Here is a 20,027-nt window from a genome sequence, read left to right as displayed (position 1 = left end):
GGCGCAGGCCCCCTACGGCCGTAGCGCCCGCGCGGCCGGGGTCCAGGTCGACTCGTTCCGCACGTCGGCCACCGTGATCCCCCGGGCGACCCTCTCCAACTCGGCCTGCGACAGGTGGCCGCCGACCCCCTGAGAGCTGACCTGGAGGACGAATGCGCCGTCGGCACTCCAGACATTGCAGAAGCCGCCGGCGTTCCGGCCGCTCTCGTCGGACGCCTTGTGACACCTCGTGGCACCGGGCTCGGGGGACTGGTTCGAGCTGGTGTTCGGGGTGACGAAGATGTGGAAGCCGTCCGCGATGCCGTCCTCGGCCGAGTCGTAGGGCGCGGTCAGACCCGAGGTGGGCGCGGCCGGCCTCGTGTACGTCGCGCCACCGTAGTCACCGGCGCGGGCCGCCGCGATGCCGCTGAGGCCGGGCATGGCGTGCGTGCCGATCTGCAACGGCGCGTAGCCGGCCGGCACGTAGCCCACCGTGAACGGCACCAGGGCCGGCTTCGGCGTGCTGGGCTTCAGCCCTTCGACGAGGCCGCCCAGGTCCTCGAAGGTCGGCGTCGCCGCGTCGGTGGAGATCGATGTGACCGCCGCCCAGGCATTGTCGGCGTACTCCCAGGCGAACAGCTTGTTGCGCGTGTCCGCCTCGTTGCGCGGGTCGAGGCCGACCGGCAGGGTCGCCCGCACGGCCTTGCGACCCGCCACGCTGACGTTCGTGCCGCCCCTGATTCCGGCGGGGTCGAACGCGCCCGGCCGGTAGACGGTCAGGTACGCCCACAGGTTCGGCCTGCCACCGGCCGCCTGCCTCTTCTGTTGCTCGATGCTGAGGCCCGGGTCCGGGGCCGTGGCCTCCTCCTCGGTCACCGGCCGGTCGTTCGAGTCGTGACCGTCGGAGTAGACGGAGGCGATCTGGTACGCGGTGGACGCGACGATCGGGTCCTGCACGTGCAGCGTGCCGGCGTCGTACCCGGTGAAGGTGAAGGTGAACGGCGGGGCGTCGGACCACGCGGCCTGGTCGGGCTTGGACGTCGTCGCGCCGGCCGGGGCCGGCGTCGCGTTCTGCTCGCCGCCCACCGTGGGCAGGACGAGCACCCCGGCGACCGCGACCGCGACGAGGCCGGCCGCGCCGGCCGAGGCGAACCCGGCGCGGCGACGCCGCTCGGCCCGCCGCCCCAACGCGACGATGTCGTCGACGGTACGGGCCATCGGCGGCTCGTCTCCGGTCACCGTGTCCACGAGGTCACGCAACTGCATTGGTCCACTCCTCCATCGGATTCCCGGTGAGATTGACGCGTTCGCCGGCGAGTGACTCGCGCAGCTTCGCCAGGCCACGGGATGCCTGACTCTTGGCCGCGCCGACCGTGCAGTTCAGGACGCCCGCCGTGTCCTCCAGGCTCAGACCCAGGTAGTGCCGGAGCACGACCGCGGCCCGCTGCCGGGCCGGTACGGCGTCGAGCGCCACCCGCAGCCGCATCCGCTCGTCGGTCGCCGCGGCCGGGTCCCGCACCACCACGTCCGGCATGGCATCACCGGCCGGTCGCTCCCGCCGCCAGGGCCGACGGGTCTCGTCGATCGCGGCCCGGTAGACCATGGTCTTGACGTACAGATCGGGTCGATCCAGCTTGCGCCAGCGCGGGTAGAGCTTGACCAGCGCGTTGGCAACGGCATCCTCTGCCGTGTGCCAGTCGCCGCAGGTCACGTACGCCAGCTTGCGCAGGGATGCCATCTCTGCCGTCACAAACTCGCGGAATGCCTGCTCGTCTTCGGCTTTCACGTCGACTGCCTCCTTGTGCCGGAGGTAGAACGGAGCCGCCGTACCGGGAAGTTGCACCGGCCGGACAAGTAGTTGCACGACTACGCAGCAGCGGGTGCCGACGGTGCGGTGCCCGGAGGACGGGCGCTTATGCTCGACGGGTGGCGGAAAGCGAGCAGTCGGTCCTGACCGGGGTGTTGCAGGTGGCCGAGGACGCCGCCCCGGTGGAGGCGGTCGAGGCCGTCACCGGCACCATCGCCGCGGCCCTGCGCGCGTCCCGTGTCTCGCTGCTGATCGCCGACCTCAGCGGCCGCGCGCTGGTCCGGCTGACCCACCAACCGGCCCCCGATGGTCCGGGCCGTCGCCAGGACGAGGAGGCGGCCGAGGTCCTGCCGTTCGACGGGGGCCCCGCGAACAGGTCCTCCGGCAGCAGAGCACCCAGGTGGTGCAGGGCGATGGCCGGTGGACGGTGCTGGCACCGGTCACCGAACGCGGCGAGGCGATCGGCCTTCTGGAGATCGACCTTCCCGAGCAGCCCGACGACCAGGTGATCGCGCAGATCGCCCGCACCGCACACGCCCTGGCATTCGTGGTCATCGCCAACCGCCGGCACACCGACCTGTTCGAGTGGGGTCAGCGCAGCACCCCGTTCACCCTCTCGGCGGAGATCCAGCGCCGACTGCTGCCCGCCGCGTTCACCTGCGAGGCCGGCGCCTTCGCGCTGTCCGGATGGCTGGAACCGGCGGCAAGTGTCGGTGGGGACACCTTCGACTACAGCCTGGCCCGGGACCTGCTGCACGTCAGCGTCACCGACGCGATGGGGCACGGCGTGGCCAGCGCCCTGACCGCCACCCTCGGGGTGGGTAGCCTGCGCAACAGCCGCCGTCGTGGCGACAGCCTCGTCGCGCAGGCCGACCAGGCCAACCGGGCACTCGCGGAGCACGCCAACGTGCCCGGCGCGTACGTGACCGCCGTGCTGGGCCGGATGGACCTGCGTACCGGTCGCTGCGAACTGCTCAACGCCGGGCACATCCCGCCGCTGCTGGTCCGTGGCGACCGGGTCGTACCGGTGGAACTGCCCCGCAACTTCCCGCTGGGCATGTTCCCCGAGGAGCGCTACCGCAGCGCGGAGATCTCGCTGGTCCCCGGCGACCGGTTGGTGATCGTCACCGACGGGATGCGGGAACGCAACGCCGCCGGCCTGGACCTGGGTGCGGCGCTGCTCGAGATCGCCCATCTGCACCCGCGCGAGGCGGTCCGGGCCCTCTCGGACCGGGTGCTGGCGATCGCCGGCCCGGTGCTGGCCGACGACGCGACCCTGCTCGTCATCGACTGGTACGACGGCCACGGGCCACGACGCAGCGTCCGCGGCGCCGACATCTCCCGCGCCAGCAGCCACTGAACGACACTCAGGGCGTCGCCGGGGACGCCTCCTCGGCGTCCTGCACGGTGTCGAACGATTCGATGACCCGGTCCACCGACGTGACCGAGAGCACCTTGCGTACCGGCGGCTGGACGCCGGCCAGACCGAGCCACCCGTCCCGCGCCCGCAACTCCTTGTAGGCCACCACGAGTGCGCCCAGGCCGCTGGAGTCCATGAACCTCACGGCGGTGAGGTCGACCACCACCACCCGGGCCCCGCTCGCGACCACCTCGAGCAGCCCGTCCCGCAGCCGCGATGTGGTGCTCATGTCCAGCTCGCCGGCGACCTCCACCACCGTGCCGACCCGTCCTCGCCGGGCTGCCAACGCGAAATCCACCACTCCCCCTCACCTGCGGTCGCTCGGCCGCTGTTCGTCTCCTACCGTGCCAGAACCCGACGCCGACCGCTTTCGGAAGAGATCCTGACCTGTCGTGGCGAACCGGGTATCGGGGTGCCCGGCCGTGGGTATGACAGGGTGGTCCGGGCTGGCGACGCACAGGCCTGGAAAGGAGCGACGCGATGCGGGTCGGCATGACACTGTCACTCCCCCGCGAGCCGTCGACGGTGGCCCGGGCCCGGCACGTCCTCGCCACCCTGCTGAGCCTGACCGACGTCGCCGACGACGTCCGCGCCAACCTGGCCGTGGTGATCAGCGAAGCGTGCTCCAACGCGGTGATCCACGCCGATCCCGGTAGCACAGTCGACATCACCATCAGCATCGACGACGACGTCTGCCTGCTCGAAATCGGCAACCGGGGCGGCACCCCGGACGTCGCCAAGCTCACCGCCGACCTTCCCGCGCCGCTCACCATCGGCGGCCGTGGACTGCCGCTGATCGCCGCGCTCTCCGACACGGCCACCTTCGCCGACGGACCACCCGACCGGGTGCTGCTGCGCATCACCAAACACCTCAGCAAGGTACGAACGGCGTCGTAGTGCCGGCCGCTGGGACCGGGTCGCAACCCACTCGACACAGCATTGACATATTTCACTGCCAGATCTAGCGTCGGGGCCGAATCGATTCGGCCGTAGCGACGGTCGGTCGCGTGGCGTTCGGGCGTACGGCATGGGCCACCGACGATTCGACGACCCTCTGGTCCCGCCTGGGCAGCGAGACCAGCGGTGCACACCCGTGGCGACGAGCCGACCGGTCGCCGTGGGCACACCGCGTCGGGGTTTCGTCCGCGCCGAGCGGCGTCGGCAGCGGTGAGCGGTGGCGTGTCGTGGCCGCCGTGGATCCCCTCACCTGTTTCCTTCGTGCCGATTGGCGGGAGCCCATCATGACAGGACGTAGACCCATCCTCGGTTCTCTTGCGACGGCGGCGCTCGTCGTCGCGACCGTGGGTGCGGCGATAGTGACCGGTGGCGCGAGCACCACCGCGTCGGCCGCGAACGTCGCAGCGGCCGCAACCGCCGGGTGCGGCAAGGCACCCACGCTGACCAGCGGTCAACGGTCCATCCAGAGCAGCGGCCAGAACCGTAGCTTCATCCTGCGGATCCCTGACAACTACGACCGGAACCACCCGTACCGGCTGATCTTCGGATTCCACTGGAACGGCGGCACCATGAACGACGTCGACGGTGGCGGATCGGACGGTGCGGCCTGGTCCTACTACGGCCTGCGCCAGCAGGCCAACAACAGCACGATCTTCGTCGCCCCCCAGGGCAACGGGAACGGCTGGGCCAACCCCGGCGGTCAGGACATCACCTTCGTCGACAACATGATCAACCTGATCGAGGCCGACCTCTGTGTCGACACGTCGCAGCTCTTCGCGCTCGGCTTCAGCTACGGCGGAGGCATGAGCTACTCGTTGGCCTGCTCCCGCGCCAACGTCTTCCGCGCCGTCGCGGTCTACTCCGGCGGGCAGCTCAGCGGGTGCAGCGGCGGCACCCAGCCGATCGCGTACATGGGCATCCACGGCATCGGGGACCCGGTGCTCAACGTCTCCGCCGGACGGTCCCTGCGCGACACGTTCGTCCGCAACAACGGGTGCACCGCGCAGAGCCCGCCCGAGCCGCGAGCGGGCAGCCTGACCCACATCACCACCACGTACTCCGGTTGCCGGTCCGGCTATCCCGTGGTGTGGGCCGCCTTCGACGGCGGACACACCCCCGGCCCGGTGGACGGCGGCGGAGACAGCGGCGCGCGGACCTGGACCAAGGGCGAGGTGTGGCGGTTCTTCACGCAGTTCAGCAGCACCGACCCGACGCCGAGCCCGACCGTGTCGCCCACCGGCAGTCCGACCACCCCGCCCCCGAGCAGCACGTCGGCGGTGCGCAACACGGCCTCCGGACGCTGCCTGGACGTCAACGGCGCCTCGCAGACCAACGGTGCGGCGGCGATCATCTGGGACTGCCACGGCCAGAGCAACCAGAGCTGGACCTCGACCGCCGCCCAGGAGCTGCGGGTGTTCGGCGGTAAGTGCCTCGACGTCAACGGCGCCGCCACGGCGAACGGCAGCTCGGTGATCATCTGGGACTGCAACGGCCAGTCCAACCAGAAGTGGCGGTTCAACTCGGACGGCTCGATCACCGGGGTCGGGTCCGGTCGGTGCCTCGCCCTGGTCAACAACGGGACCGCCAACGGCACGCGCGCCGAGATCCGGGACTGCAACGGCGCCGCCAACCAGCGGTGGACCCGAAGCTGAGCCGGACGCTCACGCGACGGTAGGGACCCGTGGCGCCGCCGCGCCACGGGTCCGGTTCGGCGGCGGACCCCTCAGGGTTCGCCGCCGGCCCGCACCGGGCACATTCATCGAACCTTTACCGACGTCCGTCCACACATATGGTGGCAATTAAGGTTGCCTGAGGCATTGACCGCCGATCCATGCGGTGCTTAACATATGACGTCTGCTCATCAACGATCTTCGATCATCGGCCCCTGTGCCATGCGACAGCTCGACAACCTGCCGTACGGGCTTCGGGTGTCGGGAACGGTCCAGGAGGCGAATCAGATGTTCGGTAGAGAGAGTGCCGGCGAGGCGGCACGACGCTGGTCATGGCGACACACGCGCCGTCCACGTCGGTTAACGGCCGCGCTGGCGGGGGCGCTCGTGGGGGCGGCAGCCGTGTTGACCGCCGTCGCCTCCCCGGCGCAGGCGGCGACCGCCATCACCATCAACGGCGGGTCCGGTGGACGGGCGCTCGACGGGATCGGCGCGGTCAGCGGCGGCGGTGGCAACAGCAGACTGCTGATCGACTACCCGGAGCCGCAGCGCAGCGACATCCTGGACTACCTGTTCAAGCCGGGCCGTGGCGCGGCGATGCAGCTGCTGAAGACAGAGATCGGCGGCGACACCAACTCCACCTCCGGCGCGGAGCCCAGCCACGAGCACACCCGGGGCGCCATCAACTGCAACCGGGGCTACGAGTGGTGGCTGATGGAGCAGGCGCGGGCGCGCAACGCCAACATCGCCCTGGCGGGCCTGGCCTGGGGCGCACCCGGCTGGATCGGCAACGGCAACTTCTGGTCCAACGACTCGATCGAGTACCTGGTCGCCTGGCTCGACTGCGCGGCCACCCACGGGCTGACCATCAACTACCTGGGCGGGTGGAACGAGAAGGGCTACAACGCCACCTGGTACAAGAACCTGCGCTCCACCCTCAACTCGCGCGGCTACAGCAGCGTCAAGATCGTGGCCTCGGACGACTTCGGCTGGGGCGCCGCCGACGAGTCGCTGCGCGACCCGGCGTTCGCCAACGCCGTGCAGGTCTTCGGCAGCCACTACGTCTGCGGCTACCGCAGCGCCCAGTCCAGCTGCCCCAGCTCGAACAACGCGATCTCCACCGGCAAGGCGCTCTGGGCCAGCGAGAACGGCTCCGACGACTACAACGCCGGCGCGCAGGCACTGGCCCGGGGCATCAACCGTGGCTACATCGACGGCAAAATGACCGGCTACATCAACTGGCCCGCCATCGCCGCCATCACCCCCAACATCCCGTGGGCCACCACCGGCGTGGCGGTGGCCCAGCAGCCCTGGTCCGGCGCCTACTCGATCGGCAAGAGCGCCTGGGTGATGGCACAGACCACGCAGTTCACCGCACCGGGCTGGCGCTACCTCGACGGATCGAGCGGCTACCTCGGCGGCAACCGCAACAACGGCAGCTACGTGTCGCTCAAGTCCACGAACAACAGCGACTACAGCACCATCATCGAGACGATGGACGCCGGATCGGCGCAGACCCTCGACTTCACCGTCACCGGCGGGCTGTCGACCGGCACCGTCCGCGTCTGGTCGACGAACGTCAGGTCGAACAACACCGCCGACCACTTCGTCCGGGGCAGCGACCTCACGCCGAGCGGCGGACGCTTCTCGCTCACCGTCCAGCCCGGCTACGTCTACAGCATCACGACGACCAGCGGGCAGGGCAAGGGCACGGCGACCAGCCCGGCGCAGGGCACCCTGAAGCTGCCGTACAGCGATACCTTCGACAGCTACGACGTCGGCCGTGAGGCCAAGTACCTGATGGACCAGCAGGGCTCGTTCGAGATCGCCGCCTGCGCGGCCGGCCGCTCCGGCCGGTGCGTACGGCAGATGTCGGAGCAGACGCCGATCTTCTGGACCTCCGGCCAGGCCGAGCCGTACACGCTGCTGGGTGACCTGAGCTGGCGCAACTACACGGTCTCCTCGGACGTGCTGCTGGAGAAGTCCGGCTACGCGCAGCTCATCGGGCGGGCGAACACCTACAACCACCAGGGGCCGCAGAACCTGAACGGCTACTACTTCCGGGTGACCGACGGTGGCGCCTGGTCGATCCGGAGCAACAACACCAGCGGCAACTGGCGCACGCTGGCCAGCGGGAACACCTCGGCGCTGGGCACCGGACGCTGGCACACCCTGGCCTTGACGCTCAACGGGAGCACCCTCACCGCGAGCATCGACGGCAGCACCGTCGGCACGGCCTCCGACTCGACGTGGGTCGCCGGCCAGATCGGCTACGGCACGGGTCAGGGAGTCACCGCCCAGTTCGACAACCTCTCCATCACGCCGGTCGGCAACTCCGGTGAGCCCGGCCCCACCGGGACGATCCGTGGCGCGGGCTCCAACCGGTGCCTGGACGTCAACGGCCAGAGCCAGGCCGATGGGGCGGTCGTGCAGATCTGGGACTGCAACAGCGGGGCCAACCAGCAGTGGACGCTCACCAGCAGCAACCAGCTCACCGTCTACGGCAACAAGTGCCTCGACGTGGCGAGCACCGCGACGGGCAGCCGCGCGCGGATCATGACCTGCAACGGTGGCGGCGGCCAGCAGTGGCGCGTCAACGGCGACGGCACGATCACCGGGGTCGCCTCGGGGCTCTGCCTGGACGTCAACGGCGCGGGCACCGCGAACGGCACCGCCGTGCAGATCTGGACCTGCACCGGCGGCAGTAACCAGCAGTGGATCCGCGGCTGACCGACGAACCAGTACCCGATTGACGGCTCCCGGCCGCTCACCCGAGCGGCCGGGAGTCGCCGTTCCGGCGCGGGCTCCACGTCGGAGGGTGGGGGCGTATCGTGTGGTGGCCGCGCCGCTGCCGGCGACATTCGCTCGGGCCGCCGGCAGCCGTCACACGGGGGAGGTCTGATGGCGCAGTTCCCGAGCGCCGATTTCGGGGCGGCGACCGAACGGTTCGTCGCCTCCTGGGCGGCGGACATCTCCGAACGGGCCGCCCGCGCGCACGAGCTGTCCGAGCGCGTCGCGGCGATGTCGGCCACCGCCGAGGGCGCGGACGGCGCGGTCCAGGTCACCGTCGCCGCGTCCGGCGCCATGACCGACCTGCGGCTCGACGATCGGGTGCTGCGCTGGCGGGCGGACGAGATCGCCGCCGAGGTGCTGGCCGTGATGCGCCGGGCGCAGGGACGGTTGGCTCCGCAGGTCGCCGAGGCCGCCGCGGAGACCGTGGGCGCCGACTCCGAGACCGCCCGCGCCGTCGTGGGCAGCTACGAGTCGCGCTTCCCGGAGGTGCCCGACGACGACGAAGAGGGGTACGGGAGCTGGGGTGGCCGTGGGCGCTGAGGCAGCCGGGTTCGAGGTCACCACGGCGGCGCTGACCACCCACGCCCGTTCCGTCGACCGGATCTCCGCAGGGGTCGGCGTCGCACACGACGCGGCGGCGTACGTGCGGATGGGTGCCGACGCGTACGGGCACCTGCCGGTCTGCCAGGCCCTCCCGTTCCTGCTGGACTTCCTCCAGGGCCCGGCCACCGAGGCCCTCGCGGCGGCCCAGGAGGCGTTGCACAGCGCGGCCGGGGCGCTCGACGAGACGGTCGACGCCTACCACGACACCGACGCGACGATCTCCTCCTCCCTCGGGCGGATGCACCGGTGAGCACCGACGTGGCGAACCCGCTGATCGCCGCCCGGCAGGACACCACCACCTCGTACAGCGGCCTCGGTCTCGTCGAAAGCCTGGTGGACCTGCGCAACGGCATCGAGAGCGGCTCCTGGGTCGACCTGACCATCGGCGGCTTCGGCACCTCGATGGAGGTGCTGGCGACCTGCGTCGACCCGATCGGGTCGATCGTTTCCTGGGGGGTGGCCTGGCTCATCGAGCACGTCAAGCCGCTCTCCGACGCCCTGGACTGGCTGGCCGGCGACCCGGACCAGATCACCGCGTACGCGCAGACGTGGCACAACGTCTCACGGCAGGTCAGCGAGCAGGCCACCGCGCTGTCCGAGGCGGTACGCACCGAGATCGCCACCTGGACGGGCCCGGCGTCCGAGGCGTACCGCCGCTACAGCGACCAGCACCTGCGCCACCTCGCCGGCCTGGCGGACGCCACCGACCTGATCGGGACCGTCGTCGAGGGCGCGGGCCTGCTGGTGGCGCTGGTCCGGGAACTCGTCCGGGACCTGATCGCCGATTTCGTCTCGGTCCTCGCCGTCCGGCTGTGGGTCTGGCTCGCCGAGGCCGGCCTGACCCTGGGCGCGGCCACCCCCCTGGTCGCGGCGCAGGTCTCGTCGCTGGTCGCCAAGTGGGCCGCCAAAGTCTCCGGGCTCCTCACGGCGCTGGCCCGCAGCGTCAGCCGCCTGCGGCCGATCCTGTCCAAGCTCGGCGAACTGCTCGACGCCCTCCGCACGGCGTTGCGGGGCCTGCGGCGTACCCCGGGTGGGTCGCGCTCCACCGACATGCCGGCCCCCGGCCCGGGCGCGCGCGGCTACACGGATCCGGCCGGCGGCGGGCATCCGCCGCCGAGGGCCCGGCAGGACGACTGGCCTCCCGACGTGGACCGCGAGCCGGGACCGGCCGGCGGCGGCCCGGCACACGGCGGACCCCCCGGAGCCGGCGGACCCCCCGCAGGCGGCGGACCCGGCGGACCGCCGCACGACGGCGGTGCAGGTTCCAACGGCGGTGCAGGTTCCAACGGCGGTACTGGGCACGACGGAGGTACGTCGCACGACGGCGGGGAGCCGACGGACCCCGACGGGAGCGCCACGCCGGAGGCCGGTGCCGACGCCGATCCGCGGCTGCCCGATCATGCGAGCGAGGCCGAGTTGCGGCTGCTCGGCAGGGAGGTGCACAGCATGACCGAGCTCGACCCCGGCGGACACGTCAACGACGCGTACGACGTCACGTTCACCGACGGCACGCACGGCGTCTACAAGCCGAACGTGCCGGAGAACGAGTTCGTGCAGGTGCGCTCCACCATTCCGGAGAACCAGTTGGCCGCGCGTGAGGTCGCCGCCTCGCGCCTGGACGAGGATCTGGGCTTCGGTCTGGTGCCGACGACGGCGCGCTGGGACGGTCCACACGGGGCCGGGTCGATGCAGGAGTTCGTGGAGAACGCGAGCCCGGGCCGCCCCGCCAACGCGTACCCGGCCGCCGAGAGCGAACGGATGGCGGTGCTCGACTACATCAGCGGCAACACCGACCGGCACATGGGTAACTACCTGACCGGGCCCGACGGTCGGCTGGTCGCCATCGACCACGGTTACTCGTTCCCGGAGTCGAACGCCGAGCCGTTGCGCTCGGACTTCGTCACGCAGCAGATGAACCGGCCGCTCAGCCCGGAGACGATGGCCCGACTCCAGGACACCGACCCGGCGGTGCTGGCGGACCGGCTGCGCGGCACCGGCCTGAGTGAGCAGGCGCTCTCCGGTGCGATGGACCGGTTCAACGAGATCCGTGCCCGAGGCATGATCACGGGCGAGGCGTGGAACGCTTTCCGCCCGCCGAGCCCGTGGTGAACAAGCCGTGGTGGACCAGGAGGCAGGCATGACCGAGCAGGCGGCGACCAGGGTGGCCCTGTACACGTTCGCCCAACACACCAATCGTCGGGTGGCCGAGTTCCGGTGGCAGCCGGGCCAACCGGTGTCGCTGACCGTCCTCGACCCGGAGTGGGGGGCGCTCGCACAGGACTTCTACGACAACGGCGTGCCGGTCGGCGCGGAGCGGGTGTCGCCGGAGGCCGGTCCGGAGTTCATGCGCGCCCTGCTGCAACGGTTCCGGATGAGCTACTACAAGTTCGTGGACGAGAGCGGCTGACCCGCGCCCTCCCCCGGCGACTCCGCCGCCCTTTTCGTATCCTGGCGGGGCGTGGGCATCCGACCCGCCGGACCGGGAAGGGGTGACCACAGCATGACGGCGGTACCGGACCAGCGGGCGACCGCCGTACGCACCTCGGACGCCGGGCAGGCGGCGCAGGAGGATCTGCGGACGCTGTTCGGGCAGTCCATCGCGGTGTTCGCGTCCCTCGCGGGGCCCACGCATGTGGTGGAGGCGGCGAACCCGGCGTTCTTCGCCGCCGTCGGTTCCGAACGCGCGCGTACCGGCATCACGGTCGCCGAACTGCTGCCCGAGCTGGCCGGTCAGGGCTTTCTCGACCTGCTGGACGAGGTCTACCGCACGGGCGAGCCGTACACCGGCCGGGACGCCCGGATCGTGCTGGGCGTCGGCCCGCACGCGCGGGAGGCGTTCTTCGACTTCACCTACGAGCCGCGCCGCGACGTCGACGGCACGGTGACCGGCATCCGGGTGATCGGCGTGGAGATCACCCAGGTCAAGCACGCCCAGCGGTTGATGGCCGAGCACCGCGCCCTGCTGGAGCAGATCGCGCGCCAGGCGCCCCTGGCCGAGGTGCTGGACGGGATGGCCCGCTGCATCGAGGACCTGGCGCCCGAGCAGGTGCTCGTCTCGGTGCTGCTCGCCGACGCGGACGGTCGGCACCTGCGCCACGGTGCCGCGCCGAGCCTGCCCGAGTTCTACAACGAGGCCATCGACGGGATCGCCACCGGCGAGGGCGTCGGCTCGTGCGGCACCGCCGCGCACCGGCGGGAGCCGGTCATCGTCACCGACATCGCCACCGACCCGTTCTGGGCGGACTTCCGCGAGCTGGCGGAGCGGGCCGGTCTCGCCGCCTGCTGGTCGATGCCGATCCTGGCCCGCGACGGCGGCCTGTTGGGCACCTTCGCCATGTACCACCGCACGCCGCGCGTCCCGCAGGACACCGACCTGGCCCTGGCCCGGGTCTTCGCCGACACCGCGGCCCTGGCCATCGAGCGGCACCGGGTCGAGCAGGCGAAGACGGCCGCCGAGGCACAAGCCCGGGCAGCCCACGAGGAGCTGGCCCGGGCGGTACGCGCGGAGCGGCAGTTGCGCGCCGAGGCGGAGCAACGTGCCGCCGCCGCCGCGGAGCTCACCGAGCGGATGCGGACCGCCGCGGCGGCCCAGGCAGCGCGACCGCATCCGGAGCACTGCCAGCTCGGCGGCGGCCAGGGCTGCTCCGCCCCCGCCCGGATCAAGATCGCCGACTCGTGGGGCGACTCGGCCTGGGGCTGCGACGCACACGTGGAGGAGGCCATCCTCAACGTCCGGTCGGTGTTCATCGCCAGCGAGGAACTCGGCGGCCTCGCCGCGTACGTCAACCGCTGACCGCTGCCGGTCAGGCCGCGACGGCGGCCCGCACGTCGTCGTCGGCGTCGCGCAGCCGTGCCGCGGCCTCCTCGGCGGTGCAGTGCGCGAGCAACAGCACGATGGCCGTCTTGGCGTGGCCGTGCGCCGCGGCGAGCGCACCGGCGGCGGTGTCGAGATCGGTCTCGGCGGCCTCGGCGACGATGCGGCGGGCCCGGTCGACGAGCTTTTCGTTCGTGGCGTTCATGTCCACCATCAGGTTGCCGTAGACCTTGCCGAGCCGGGCCATCGTGGCGGTGGAGAGCATGTTGCAGACGAGCTTCTCGGCGGTGCCGGCCTTGAGCCGGGTGGAGCCGGTGAGCACCTCGGGGCCGGTGGGCACCTCGATGGCGACGTCGGCGTGCCGGCTGGCCACCGCGTCGGTGTTGCAGGCGACGGAGACGGTGGTCGCCCCGCGCGTGCGGGCGTGCGCCAGTCCACCCACCACATAGGGGGTACGACCGCTGGCCGCGAGCCCCACCACGGTGTCGCGGTCGTCGACGCCGATCGCGTCGAGATCGGCGACGGCGCGGGCCGGGTCGTCCTCCGCGCCCTCGACGGCGACACCGAACGCGCCCGCCCCGCCGGCGAGCAGCCCGATGACCCGCTCGGGCGGCGTACCGAAGGTGGGTGGGCACTCGACGGCGTCGAGCATGCCGATCCGGCCGCTGGTGCCGGCGCCCAGGTAGATCAACCGACCGCCTCGGCGCAGCGACGCCACGATGACGTCGACGGCGGCCGCGATGTCCGGCACGGCCCGGCGGACGGCGTCCGCGACCGTACGGTCCTCGTCGTTCATGGCGAGGAGCATCTCGGTGGGCGACATCCGGTCGAGGTCGGTGGTCTTGTCGTTGCGGGTCTCGGTGCCGAGGGTGCTGAGGTCCACGGGGTGTTCGTTCCTTCCGCTGGTGTCTCAGTCGCCGACCGGGCGAGTGCTTCCTGACCAGTTCGGCGACGCGTGCCAGATCGTTGAGAATCCGTCGGCAACGCACCGTTTGGGCCTCGCGTCCGCCCCGTATCAGCAGGCTGAGACCACAGCGTAACCAGACCGGAGGGGCACTGGCAAAAAGTTTCGCGATAGTGTGGGCCAACGTCACTTATTGACAACCCCGCTGGTTGGGAGTGAACCGTGCGTCAACTCGACCTTGTCGTGATCGTGCTGTACCTCGTGGTGATCGCCGCTGTCGGACTACGCCTGTCCGGCAAACAGAAGTCGTCCAAGGACTACTTCGTGGGCGAGGGCAAGCTGCCCTGGTGGACCGTCTCGTTCTCCGTGGTCGCCACCGAGACCAGCGTCCTGACCGTGATCAGCGTGCCCGGCGGCGCGTACAGCAGTCAGGGCTTCGGCAACGTCGAACTGGCCCTCGGCTACGTGATCGGCCGCGTGATCGTGGCCGCGGTGCTCATCCCGCTCTACAAACGGGGTGGCTTCGTCAGCGCCTACCAGTACCTCGGTGAGCGGTTCGGCCTGAAACTCCAGGGCCTGGCGTCGGTCACCTTCGTCTTCACCCGCCTGCTCGCCGAGGGCGTACGACTGTTCGCCTCGGCCATCCCGATCAAGCTGCTCCTCGACGAGTTCGGGCTGAACGTCGGCTACCAGGCGATCATCGTCGTGCTGACGCTGATCACGGTGGTGTACACCTACCTCGGTGGCATCAAGGCGGTCATCTGGACCGACGCCATCCAGATGGGCCTGTACCTGGGCGGGGCGATCCTGGCCATCGCGGTGCTCAGCCACGCCATCGGGTTCGACGGCTACTCGCAGGCGCTGGACGCCGGCAAGTTCCAGCTCTTCGACACCAACTTCGACCTCGCGCACGTGCTCACCAGCCCGTTCGCCCTGCCGACCGCGATCATCGGTGGCGCCATCTTCGCCATGGCCAGCCATGGTTCGGACCAGCTCATCGTCCAGCGCATCCTGTCCACCCGTACGCTGCGCGAGGGTCAGTTGGCGATGGTCTCCTCGGGCATCTTCGTGGTCATCCAGTTCGCGGCGTTCTCGCTGGTCGGTGCGCTGCTGTGGTCGTACAACAAGGGCCAGACCTTCAAGGAGCTGGGCCTGAACAGCACCGACAACCTGTACCCGAACTTCATCCTGCACGCCCTGCCGGTGGGCATCTCCGGCCTGCTGGTCGCCGGCATCCTCGGCGCGGCGATGGGGTCGCTGTCGTCGGCGCTGAACTCGATGTCGAACTCCACGGTCGCCGACTTCATCCACAGCTTCTTCAAGAAGGTCCCGTCGGACGACACCATGCTCCGGCTGGCCCGGGTGATGACCCTGGTCTGGGCGGTGCTGATGGCGATCTTCGCCTGCGCGTTCAGCTCCAGCACCGGAAACGTCTACCTGACCGGTCTGACCATCGCCGGCTACACCTACGGCGCGCTGCTCGGGGCCTTCCTGCTCGGCCGCCTCGTCAAGCGGGCCAACCAGGTCGACGCGGTGATCGCCTTCCTCGTCACGGTCGCGGTGATGACCTACATCGTCCGCTACGTCAAGATCGATGTGACGACGGCCGGCACCACCACCGCGACCGCCATCGCCGCCCAGTGGCTGGTGCCGATCGGTGTCCTGATCACCCTGGCCGTCGGCGCGGTGTCGAGCCTGTTCCACCCGGCGCCGGAGCCGTACGACCACCGCCGCGTCGACGATGACGACGAGACGGCGGCGGCACCCGTGGGCCGGGCGTGAAGGAGACCGCCATGCGCGTGATCGGCCTGATGTCCGGCACCTCGTACGACGGCATCGAAGCCGCCGCCGCCGAGTTCACGCTGACCGGCGACACCCTGCGGATGCGACCGCTGGGCCGGCTCAGCCACCCGTACCCGGACGAGCTGCGCGCCCGGATCGCCGCCGCCCTGCCACCCGCGCCGACCACCACCGAGGCGATCTGCGTGCTGGACACCGGCATCGGCCAGGCGTTCGCCGAGGCCGGCACGCGGGCCCTCGCCGAGCTGTGCGACGGTCGAGCCGACCTGGTCGTCTCGCACGGCCAGACCATGCACCACTGGGTCGAGGGCGGCGTGGTCCGGGGCACCCTGCAACTGGGTCAGCCGGCCTGGATCGCCGAGGCCACCGGTCTTCCGGTCGTGGCCGACCTGCGCAGCCGCGACGTCGCCGCCGGCGGGCAGGGCGCACCGCTGGTCGCCCTCTTCGACACGCTGCTGCTGCGCGGGCTGCCCGGCGTCCCGGCCGCCCTGAACCTCGGCGGGATCGCCAACATCACGGTGGTCGCGCCGGACGCCGATCCCCTCGCGTTCGACACCGGACCGGCCAACGCGCTCCTCGACGCCGCCGTACGCCACTTCACCGGCGGCGCCGAGGAGTACGACCGGGACGGGCGCGGGGCAGCCGCCGGGCAGGTGAGCCCGGCGCTGCTGCGGCGGCTGCTCGACGAGCCGTACTACCGGCTGACCGGCCCGAAGAGCACCGGCAAGGAGCTGTTCCACCTGCCGTACCTGCTCGCCGCCCTGGCCGACGTGCCCACCCCGGACCCACGGGACGTGCTGGCCACGCTCACCCGGCTGACCGCGCTCACGGTGGCTGACGCCTGCCGCGCGCACGGCGTCACCCGGCTCGTGGTCTCCGGCGGCGGGGCGCACAACCCGACGCTGATGGGCATGCTCGTCGACGAGTTGCCCGGCGTCGACCTGACGTCCAGCGACGAGGTGGGTGTCGCGTCGGACGCCAAGGAGGCGCTGGCGTTCGCGCTGCTGGGCTACCTGACCGTGCACGGGCTGCCGGGCACCCTGCCCTCGGGCACCGGCGCGCGGCACGCCTCGGTGCTCGGCAGCATCACCCCCGGCCGCGAGCCGCTGCGGCTGCCCGCCCCGGCCGGCACCGCCCCGAACCGGCTGCTGATCGACACGGCCGACTGACCGCCCCCTTCCGGGAGGATCCGCCATGAGCACCGTCGTACCCGCGCCGACCGCCGCCGGCGTCCGTGCCCGCGAGGTCGCCGACCTGCTGCGTTCCCGGCTCGACGACCCGAGCCGGGCCAGCGCCGAACTGCCCCGGCGGCTCGCGGCGGCACACGACGCCTCGCCGTACCTGTTCGAGCCGCAGGCGGTGGTCCGCGCCGCCTCGGCGGCCGAGGTGGGCGCGCTGATGGCCGGCGCCCGGGAGGCCGGGGTGCCGCTGACCCTGCGCGGCGGCGGCACCAGCCTCGCCGGGCAGGCCGGCGGCGCGGGCGTGCTGGTCGACGTCCGTACCGACTGGCGTGCCGCGGAGGTGCTCGACGACGGGCGGCGCATCCGGCTCCAACCGGGGCTGACGATCCGGCAGGCCAACGCCCGGCTGGCCCGCTACGGCCGTCGGCTCGGCCCGGACCCGGCCAGCGAGGCCGCCTGCACGGTGGGCGGCATGGTGGCGAACAACTCCAGCGGGATGACCTGCGGCACCACCGACAACGCGTATCGCACGATGGAGTCGCTGCGTTTCGTGCTGCCGTCCGGCACGGTCGTCGACTCCGCCGCCCGCGACGCCGACGAGCGGCTGCGGGCCGCCGAACCGGAGCTGCACGCCGGGCTGCTGCGGCTGCGCGACCGGGTGCGGTCCGACCCCGGCTCGCGGGCCACCGTCGAGCGGCTGTTCGCCATGAAGAACACCATGGGGTACGGGCTGAACTCGCTGCTCGACCACAGCAACCCGGTCGACATGCTCGCCCACCTGATGATCGGCAGCGAGGGCACGCTCGGCTTCGTCGCCGAGGCGGTCTTCCGTACCGTCGAGATCCACCCGCATGCCGCCACCGGGCTGCTCATCCTGCCCGGACTCACCGACGCCACCGACGCGCTGCCCGCCCTGCTCGCCGCCGGCGCGCGTACCGCCGAACTGCTGGACGCGGCCGCGCTGCGCGTCAGCCAGCGCGACCCCGGCGCGAGCGCGGCCCTGCGCGGGCTGACCGTGACCGGCCACGCGGCGCTGCTCGTCGAGTTCGCCGAGGACAGCGCGGAGCACCTGGCCGCGACGCTCGCCGACGCCCGGGGTGTACTCGATCGGCTGCCCGCCGTCACCGGCACCGAGCTGACCCGTGACCCGCGCGAACGCGCCAAGCTCTGGCACCTGCGCAAGGGCCTCTACACGGCGGTCGCCGGGGCCCGCCCGCCCGGCACCACCGCGCTGCTGGAGGACATCGCGGTGCCGATGGCCCGCCTCACCGGCACCTGCGACGGGCTGATCGACCTGTTCGAGCGGCACGGCTACCCCGACGCGGTCATCTTCGGGCACGCCCGCGACGGCAACCTGCACTTCATGCTGACCCAGTCGTTCGACACGCCGGCCGAGGTCGACCGCTACGCGCGGTTCACCGACGACATGGTCGACCTCGTGCTCGCCGAGGGCGGCACCCTCAAGGCCGAGCACGGCACCGGGCGGGCCATGGCGCCCTTCGTCCGCCGCCAGTACGGCGACGAACTGTACGACGTCATGCGCGAGCTGAAGCGCCTGTGCGACCCGACCGGCCTGCTCAACCCGGGCGTGCTGCTCAACGACGACCCGAGCGTGCACCTGCGGCAGCTCAAGGCCGTGCCGACGGTCGACGAGGAGCTGGACGCGTGCGTGGAGTGCGGCTACTGCGAACCGGTCTGCCCCACCGCCGACGTCACCACCACCCCCCGGCAGCGCATCGTGCTGCAACGGCAGATCGCCCTCGCCACCGCCGCCGGTGACGAGGAGCGCCGCCGGGAGTTGACCGACGACTACGCGTACGCGGCGGTGGACACCTGTGCCGCCGACAGTCTCTGCGTCACCGCCTGCCCGGTCGGCATCGACACCGGGGCGGCGATGAAGCGACTGCGCGCCGAGCGGCACAGCCCGCGCGCCCAGCGCACGGCCGCCGGTGTCGCCCGGCACTGGAAGGCCGCCGTGGCGGGCGTCCGGGTCGGGCTGAACACCGCGCACGTCACCCCGACGCCGGTGGTCCGCGCCGCCACCGGGGTGCTCCGGTCCCTCGGCGGCACCGAACTCGTTCCACAGTGGAGCGACGACATCCCGCGTGCCGGCGCACCCCGTCCCACGCCGCGCAGCACGCCGGACGCCCAGGCGGTGTTCTTCGCGGCCTGCATCGGCAGCGTCTTCGCGGCCGAGGACGGCCCGTCCGGTGGCTCGGCGGCGGCGTTCCTGCGGCTGTGCGAGCTGGCCGGGGTGCCGGTCGTCGTACCGGCCGGCACGGCGGGCCTGTGCTGCGGAACCCCCTGGCAGTCCAAGGGCTACCCGGCCGGGCACCGCGAGATGGCCGAGCGCACCCTGGCCGTGCTCTGGGCCGCCAGCGACCAGGGCCGGCTGCCCGTGGTGTGCGACGCGTCGTCCTGCACCCACGGCCTCGCCCAGTTGACCGCCGCCCTGCCGGAGGAGGACCGGGCCCGGTACGCCGGACTGCGCGTCGTCGACAGCGTCACCTTCACCGCCCAACACCTGCTGCCGGCGCTGCCCGAACCCCGGCGGCTCGGTTCGCTCGCGCTGCACCCCACCTGCTCGACCGTGCACCTCGACGGTGTCGACGACCTGCACACGGTGGCCCGGGCGGTCGCCGACACGGTGACCGTGCCGGACAGCTGGGGGTGCTGCGCCTTCGCCGGTGACCGGGGTCTGCTGCATCCCGAGGTCACCGCCGGCGCGACCGCCGCCCAGGCCGCCGAGGTGAACGAGCGCCCGCACGACGCGTACGCCTCCTGCAACCGCACCTGCGAGCTGGGCATGAGCCGGGCCACCGGGCAGCCGTACCGGCACGTGCTGGAGGTGCTCGCCGAGGCGGTCGAGCCGCCGGCCTAGCCGACGAGAGTCGACGCCCGTGCGGTGTTCGCGTACCGGTCGTCGCAGCACGCTGGGCAGTCCGCGACAGCCCCCGTTGGGGGCCGGACTGCGCTGCCGGCCGCGCCTCCCGGCAATGTCCTGCGCATCCTTTGCTCTGCTTCACCATAGGCAACGGCAGACGTCCGATTACCGGACACGCGGTGTTGCGTGGAGTGAAGCAGAGCAAAGGCAACAGA

The 20,027-nt window shown here is 71.7% G+C and carries 17 protein-coding genes; 13 read left to right on the top strand and 4 right to left on the bottom strand.

The annotated features are described in order from the left end of the window. Nucleotides 1-12: 12 nt before the first annotated feature. A complete protein-coding gene (locus ACN263_RS01680) occupies nt 13-1,245 on the bottom strand; it encodes a hypothetical protein (protein WP_422738072.1) in 1,233 nt (410 codons plus the stop codon). After that, nucleotides 1,232-1,765 carry a SigE family RNA polymerase sigma factor gene (locus tag ACN263_RS01675; protein ID WP_422738071.1) on the bottom strand — a complete coding sequence of 178 codons (534 nt, stop codon included), beginning with the start codon at nt 1,763-1,765 and terminating at the stop codon, nt 1,232-1,234. The genes ACN263_RS01680 and ACN263_RS01675 overlap by 14 nt, the downstream gene beginning before the upstream one ends. 140 nt (nt 1,766-1,905) lie before the next feature. Between ACN263_RS01675 and ACN263_RS01670 the strand changes: the two genes are divergently transcribed. Continuing rightward, on the top strand, nt 1,906-2,295 hold the full coding sequence (locus ACN263_RS01670; RefSeq protein WP_422738070.1) for a hypothetical protein: 390 nt from the start codon (nt 1,906-1,908) through the stop codon (nt 2,293-2,295). Continuing rightward, entirely contained in the window at nt 2,187-3,146 is a 960-nt protein-coding gene (locus ACN263_RS01665) for a PP2C family protein-serine/threonine phosphatase (RefSeq protein WP_422738069.1), read from the top strand. Before ACN263_RS01670 ends, ACN263_RS01665 begins: the two co-directional genes overlap by 109 nt. Nucleotides 3,147-3,153: 7 nt before the next feature. Here ACN263_RS01665 and ACN263_RS01660 read toward each other — a convergent pair whose 3' ends face one another. Beyond that, nucleotides 3,154-3,504: an STAS domain-containing protein gene (locus ACN263_RS01660; RefSeq protein ID WP_422738068.1), complete on the bottom strand. Its 351-nt coding sequence runs from the start codon at nt 3,502-3,504 to the stop codon at nt 3,154-3,156. A gap of 182 nt (nt 3,505-3,686) precedes the next feature. On the opposite strand from ACN263_RS01660, the gene ACN263_RS01655 reads away from it, so the two are divergent. The 8 genes from ACN263_RS01655 (at nt 3,687) to ACN263_RS01620 (ending at nt 13,022) form a co-directional block, all read left to right on the top strand. Beyond that, a complete protein-coding gene (locus ACN263_RS01655; protein WP_422738067.1) occupies nt 3,687-4,103 on the top strand; it encodes an ATP-binding protein in 417 nt (138 codons plus the stop codon). Between the two features lie 344 nt (nt 4,104-4,447). Further along, complete coding sequence (locus ACN263_RS01650) at nt 4,448-5,815, top strand: ricin-type beta-trefoil lectin domain protein (RefSeq protein WP_422738066.1); 1,368 nt, start codon at nt 4,448-4,450, stop codon at nt 5,813-5,815. A 306-nt stretch (nt 5,816-6,121) separates the two neighbouring features. Next, entirely contained in the window at nt 6,122-8,563 is a 2,442-nt protein-coding gene (locus ACN263_RS01645; protein ID WP_422740564.1) for a ricin-type beta-trefoil lectin domain protein, read from the top strand. Nucleotides 8,564-8,734: 171 nt separating this feature from the next. Beyond that, nucleotides 8,735-9,166, top strand: coding sequence for a YbaB/EbfC family nucleoid-associated protein (locus tag ACN263_RS01640; RefSeq protein ID WP_422738065.1), 432 nt, complete (start codon nt 8,735-8,737; stop codon nt 9,164-9,166). Further along, on the top strand, nt 9,156-9,479 hold the full coding sequence (locus ACN263_RS01635) for a hypothetical protein (RefSeq protein WP_422738064.1): 324 nt from the start codon (nt 9,156-9,158) through the stop codon (nt 9,477-9,479). Before ACN263_RS01640 ends, ACN263_RS01635 begins: the two co-directional genes overlap by 11 nt. Further along, nucleotides 9,476-11,338, top strand: a complete 1,863-nt coding sequence (locus ACN263_RS01630) for a hypothetical protein (RefSeq protein ID WP_422738063.1) — start codon at nt 9,476-9,478, stop codon at nt 11,336-11,338. Before ACN263_RS01635 ends, ACN263_RS01630 begins: the two co-directional genes overlap by 4 nt. A 28-nt stretch (nt 11,339-11,366) precedes the next feature. After that, nucleotides 11,367-11,636: a hypothetical protein gene (locus ACN263_RS01625; protein ID WP_422738062.1), complete on the top strand. Its 270-nt coding sequence runs from the start codon at nt 11,367-11,369 to the stop codon at nt 11,634-11,636. A 93-nt stretch (nt 11,637-11,729) separates the two neighbouring features. Further along, nucleotides 11,730-13,022 carry a GAF domain-containing protein gene (locus ACN263_RS01620; RefSeq protein ID WP_422738061.1) on the top strand — a complete coding sequence of 431 codons (1,293 nt, stop codon included), beginning with the start codon at nt 11,730-11,732 and terminating at the stop codon, nt 13,020-13,022. Between the two features lie 10 nt (nt 13,023-13,032). On the opposite strand, the gene murQ is transcribed toward ACN263_RS01620, so the two are convergent. Further along, nucleotides 13,033-13,926: an N-acetylmuramic acid 6-phosphate etherase gene (gene murQ, locus ACN263_RS01615; RefSeq protein WP_422738060.1), complete on the bottom strand. Its 894-nt coding sequence runs from the start codon at nt 13,924-13,926 to the stop codon at nt 13,033-13,035. A gap of 243 nt (nt 13,927-14,169) precedes the next feature. Here murQ and ACN263_RS01610 point away from each other — a divergent pair, with 243 nt between their 5' ends. Genes ACN263_RS01610 through ACN263_RS01600 form a run of 3 tightly spaced genes read left to right on the top strand, consistent with a single transcriptional unit; the run spans nt 14,170 to nt 19,809 of the window. Further along, nucleotides 14,170-15,729: a sodium:solute symporter gene (locus tag ACN263_RS01610; RefSeq protein WP_422738059.1), complete on the top strand. Its 1,560-nt coding sequence runs from the start codon at nt 14,170-14,172 to the stop codon at nt 15,727-15,729. An 11-nt stretch (nt 15,730-15,740) separates the two neighbouring features. Further along, on the top strand, nt 15,741-16,916 hold the full coding sequence (locus ACN263_RS01605) for an anhydro-N-acetylmuramic acid kinase (protein ID WP_422738058.1): 1,176 nt from the start codon (nt 15,741-15,743) through the stop codon (nt 16,914-16,916). Between the two features lie 25 nt (nt 16,917-16,941). Beyond that, a complete protein-coding gene (locus ACN263_RS01600; protein WP_422738057.1) occupies nt 16,942-19,809 on the top strand; it encodes an FAD-binding and (Fe-S)-binding domain-containing protein in 2,868 nt (955 codons plus the stop codon). Nucleotides 19,810-20,027 lie beyond the last annotated feature (218 nt).

Source organism: Micromonospora sp. WMMD729, from assembly GCF_049315225.1.
GTDB lineage: Bacteria > Actinomycetota > Actinomycetes > Mycobacteriales > Micromonosporaceae > Micromonospora.
Note: the sequence above shows the minus strand (reverse complement) of the source record. Positions and strands in the feature narration are given on the sequence as shown.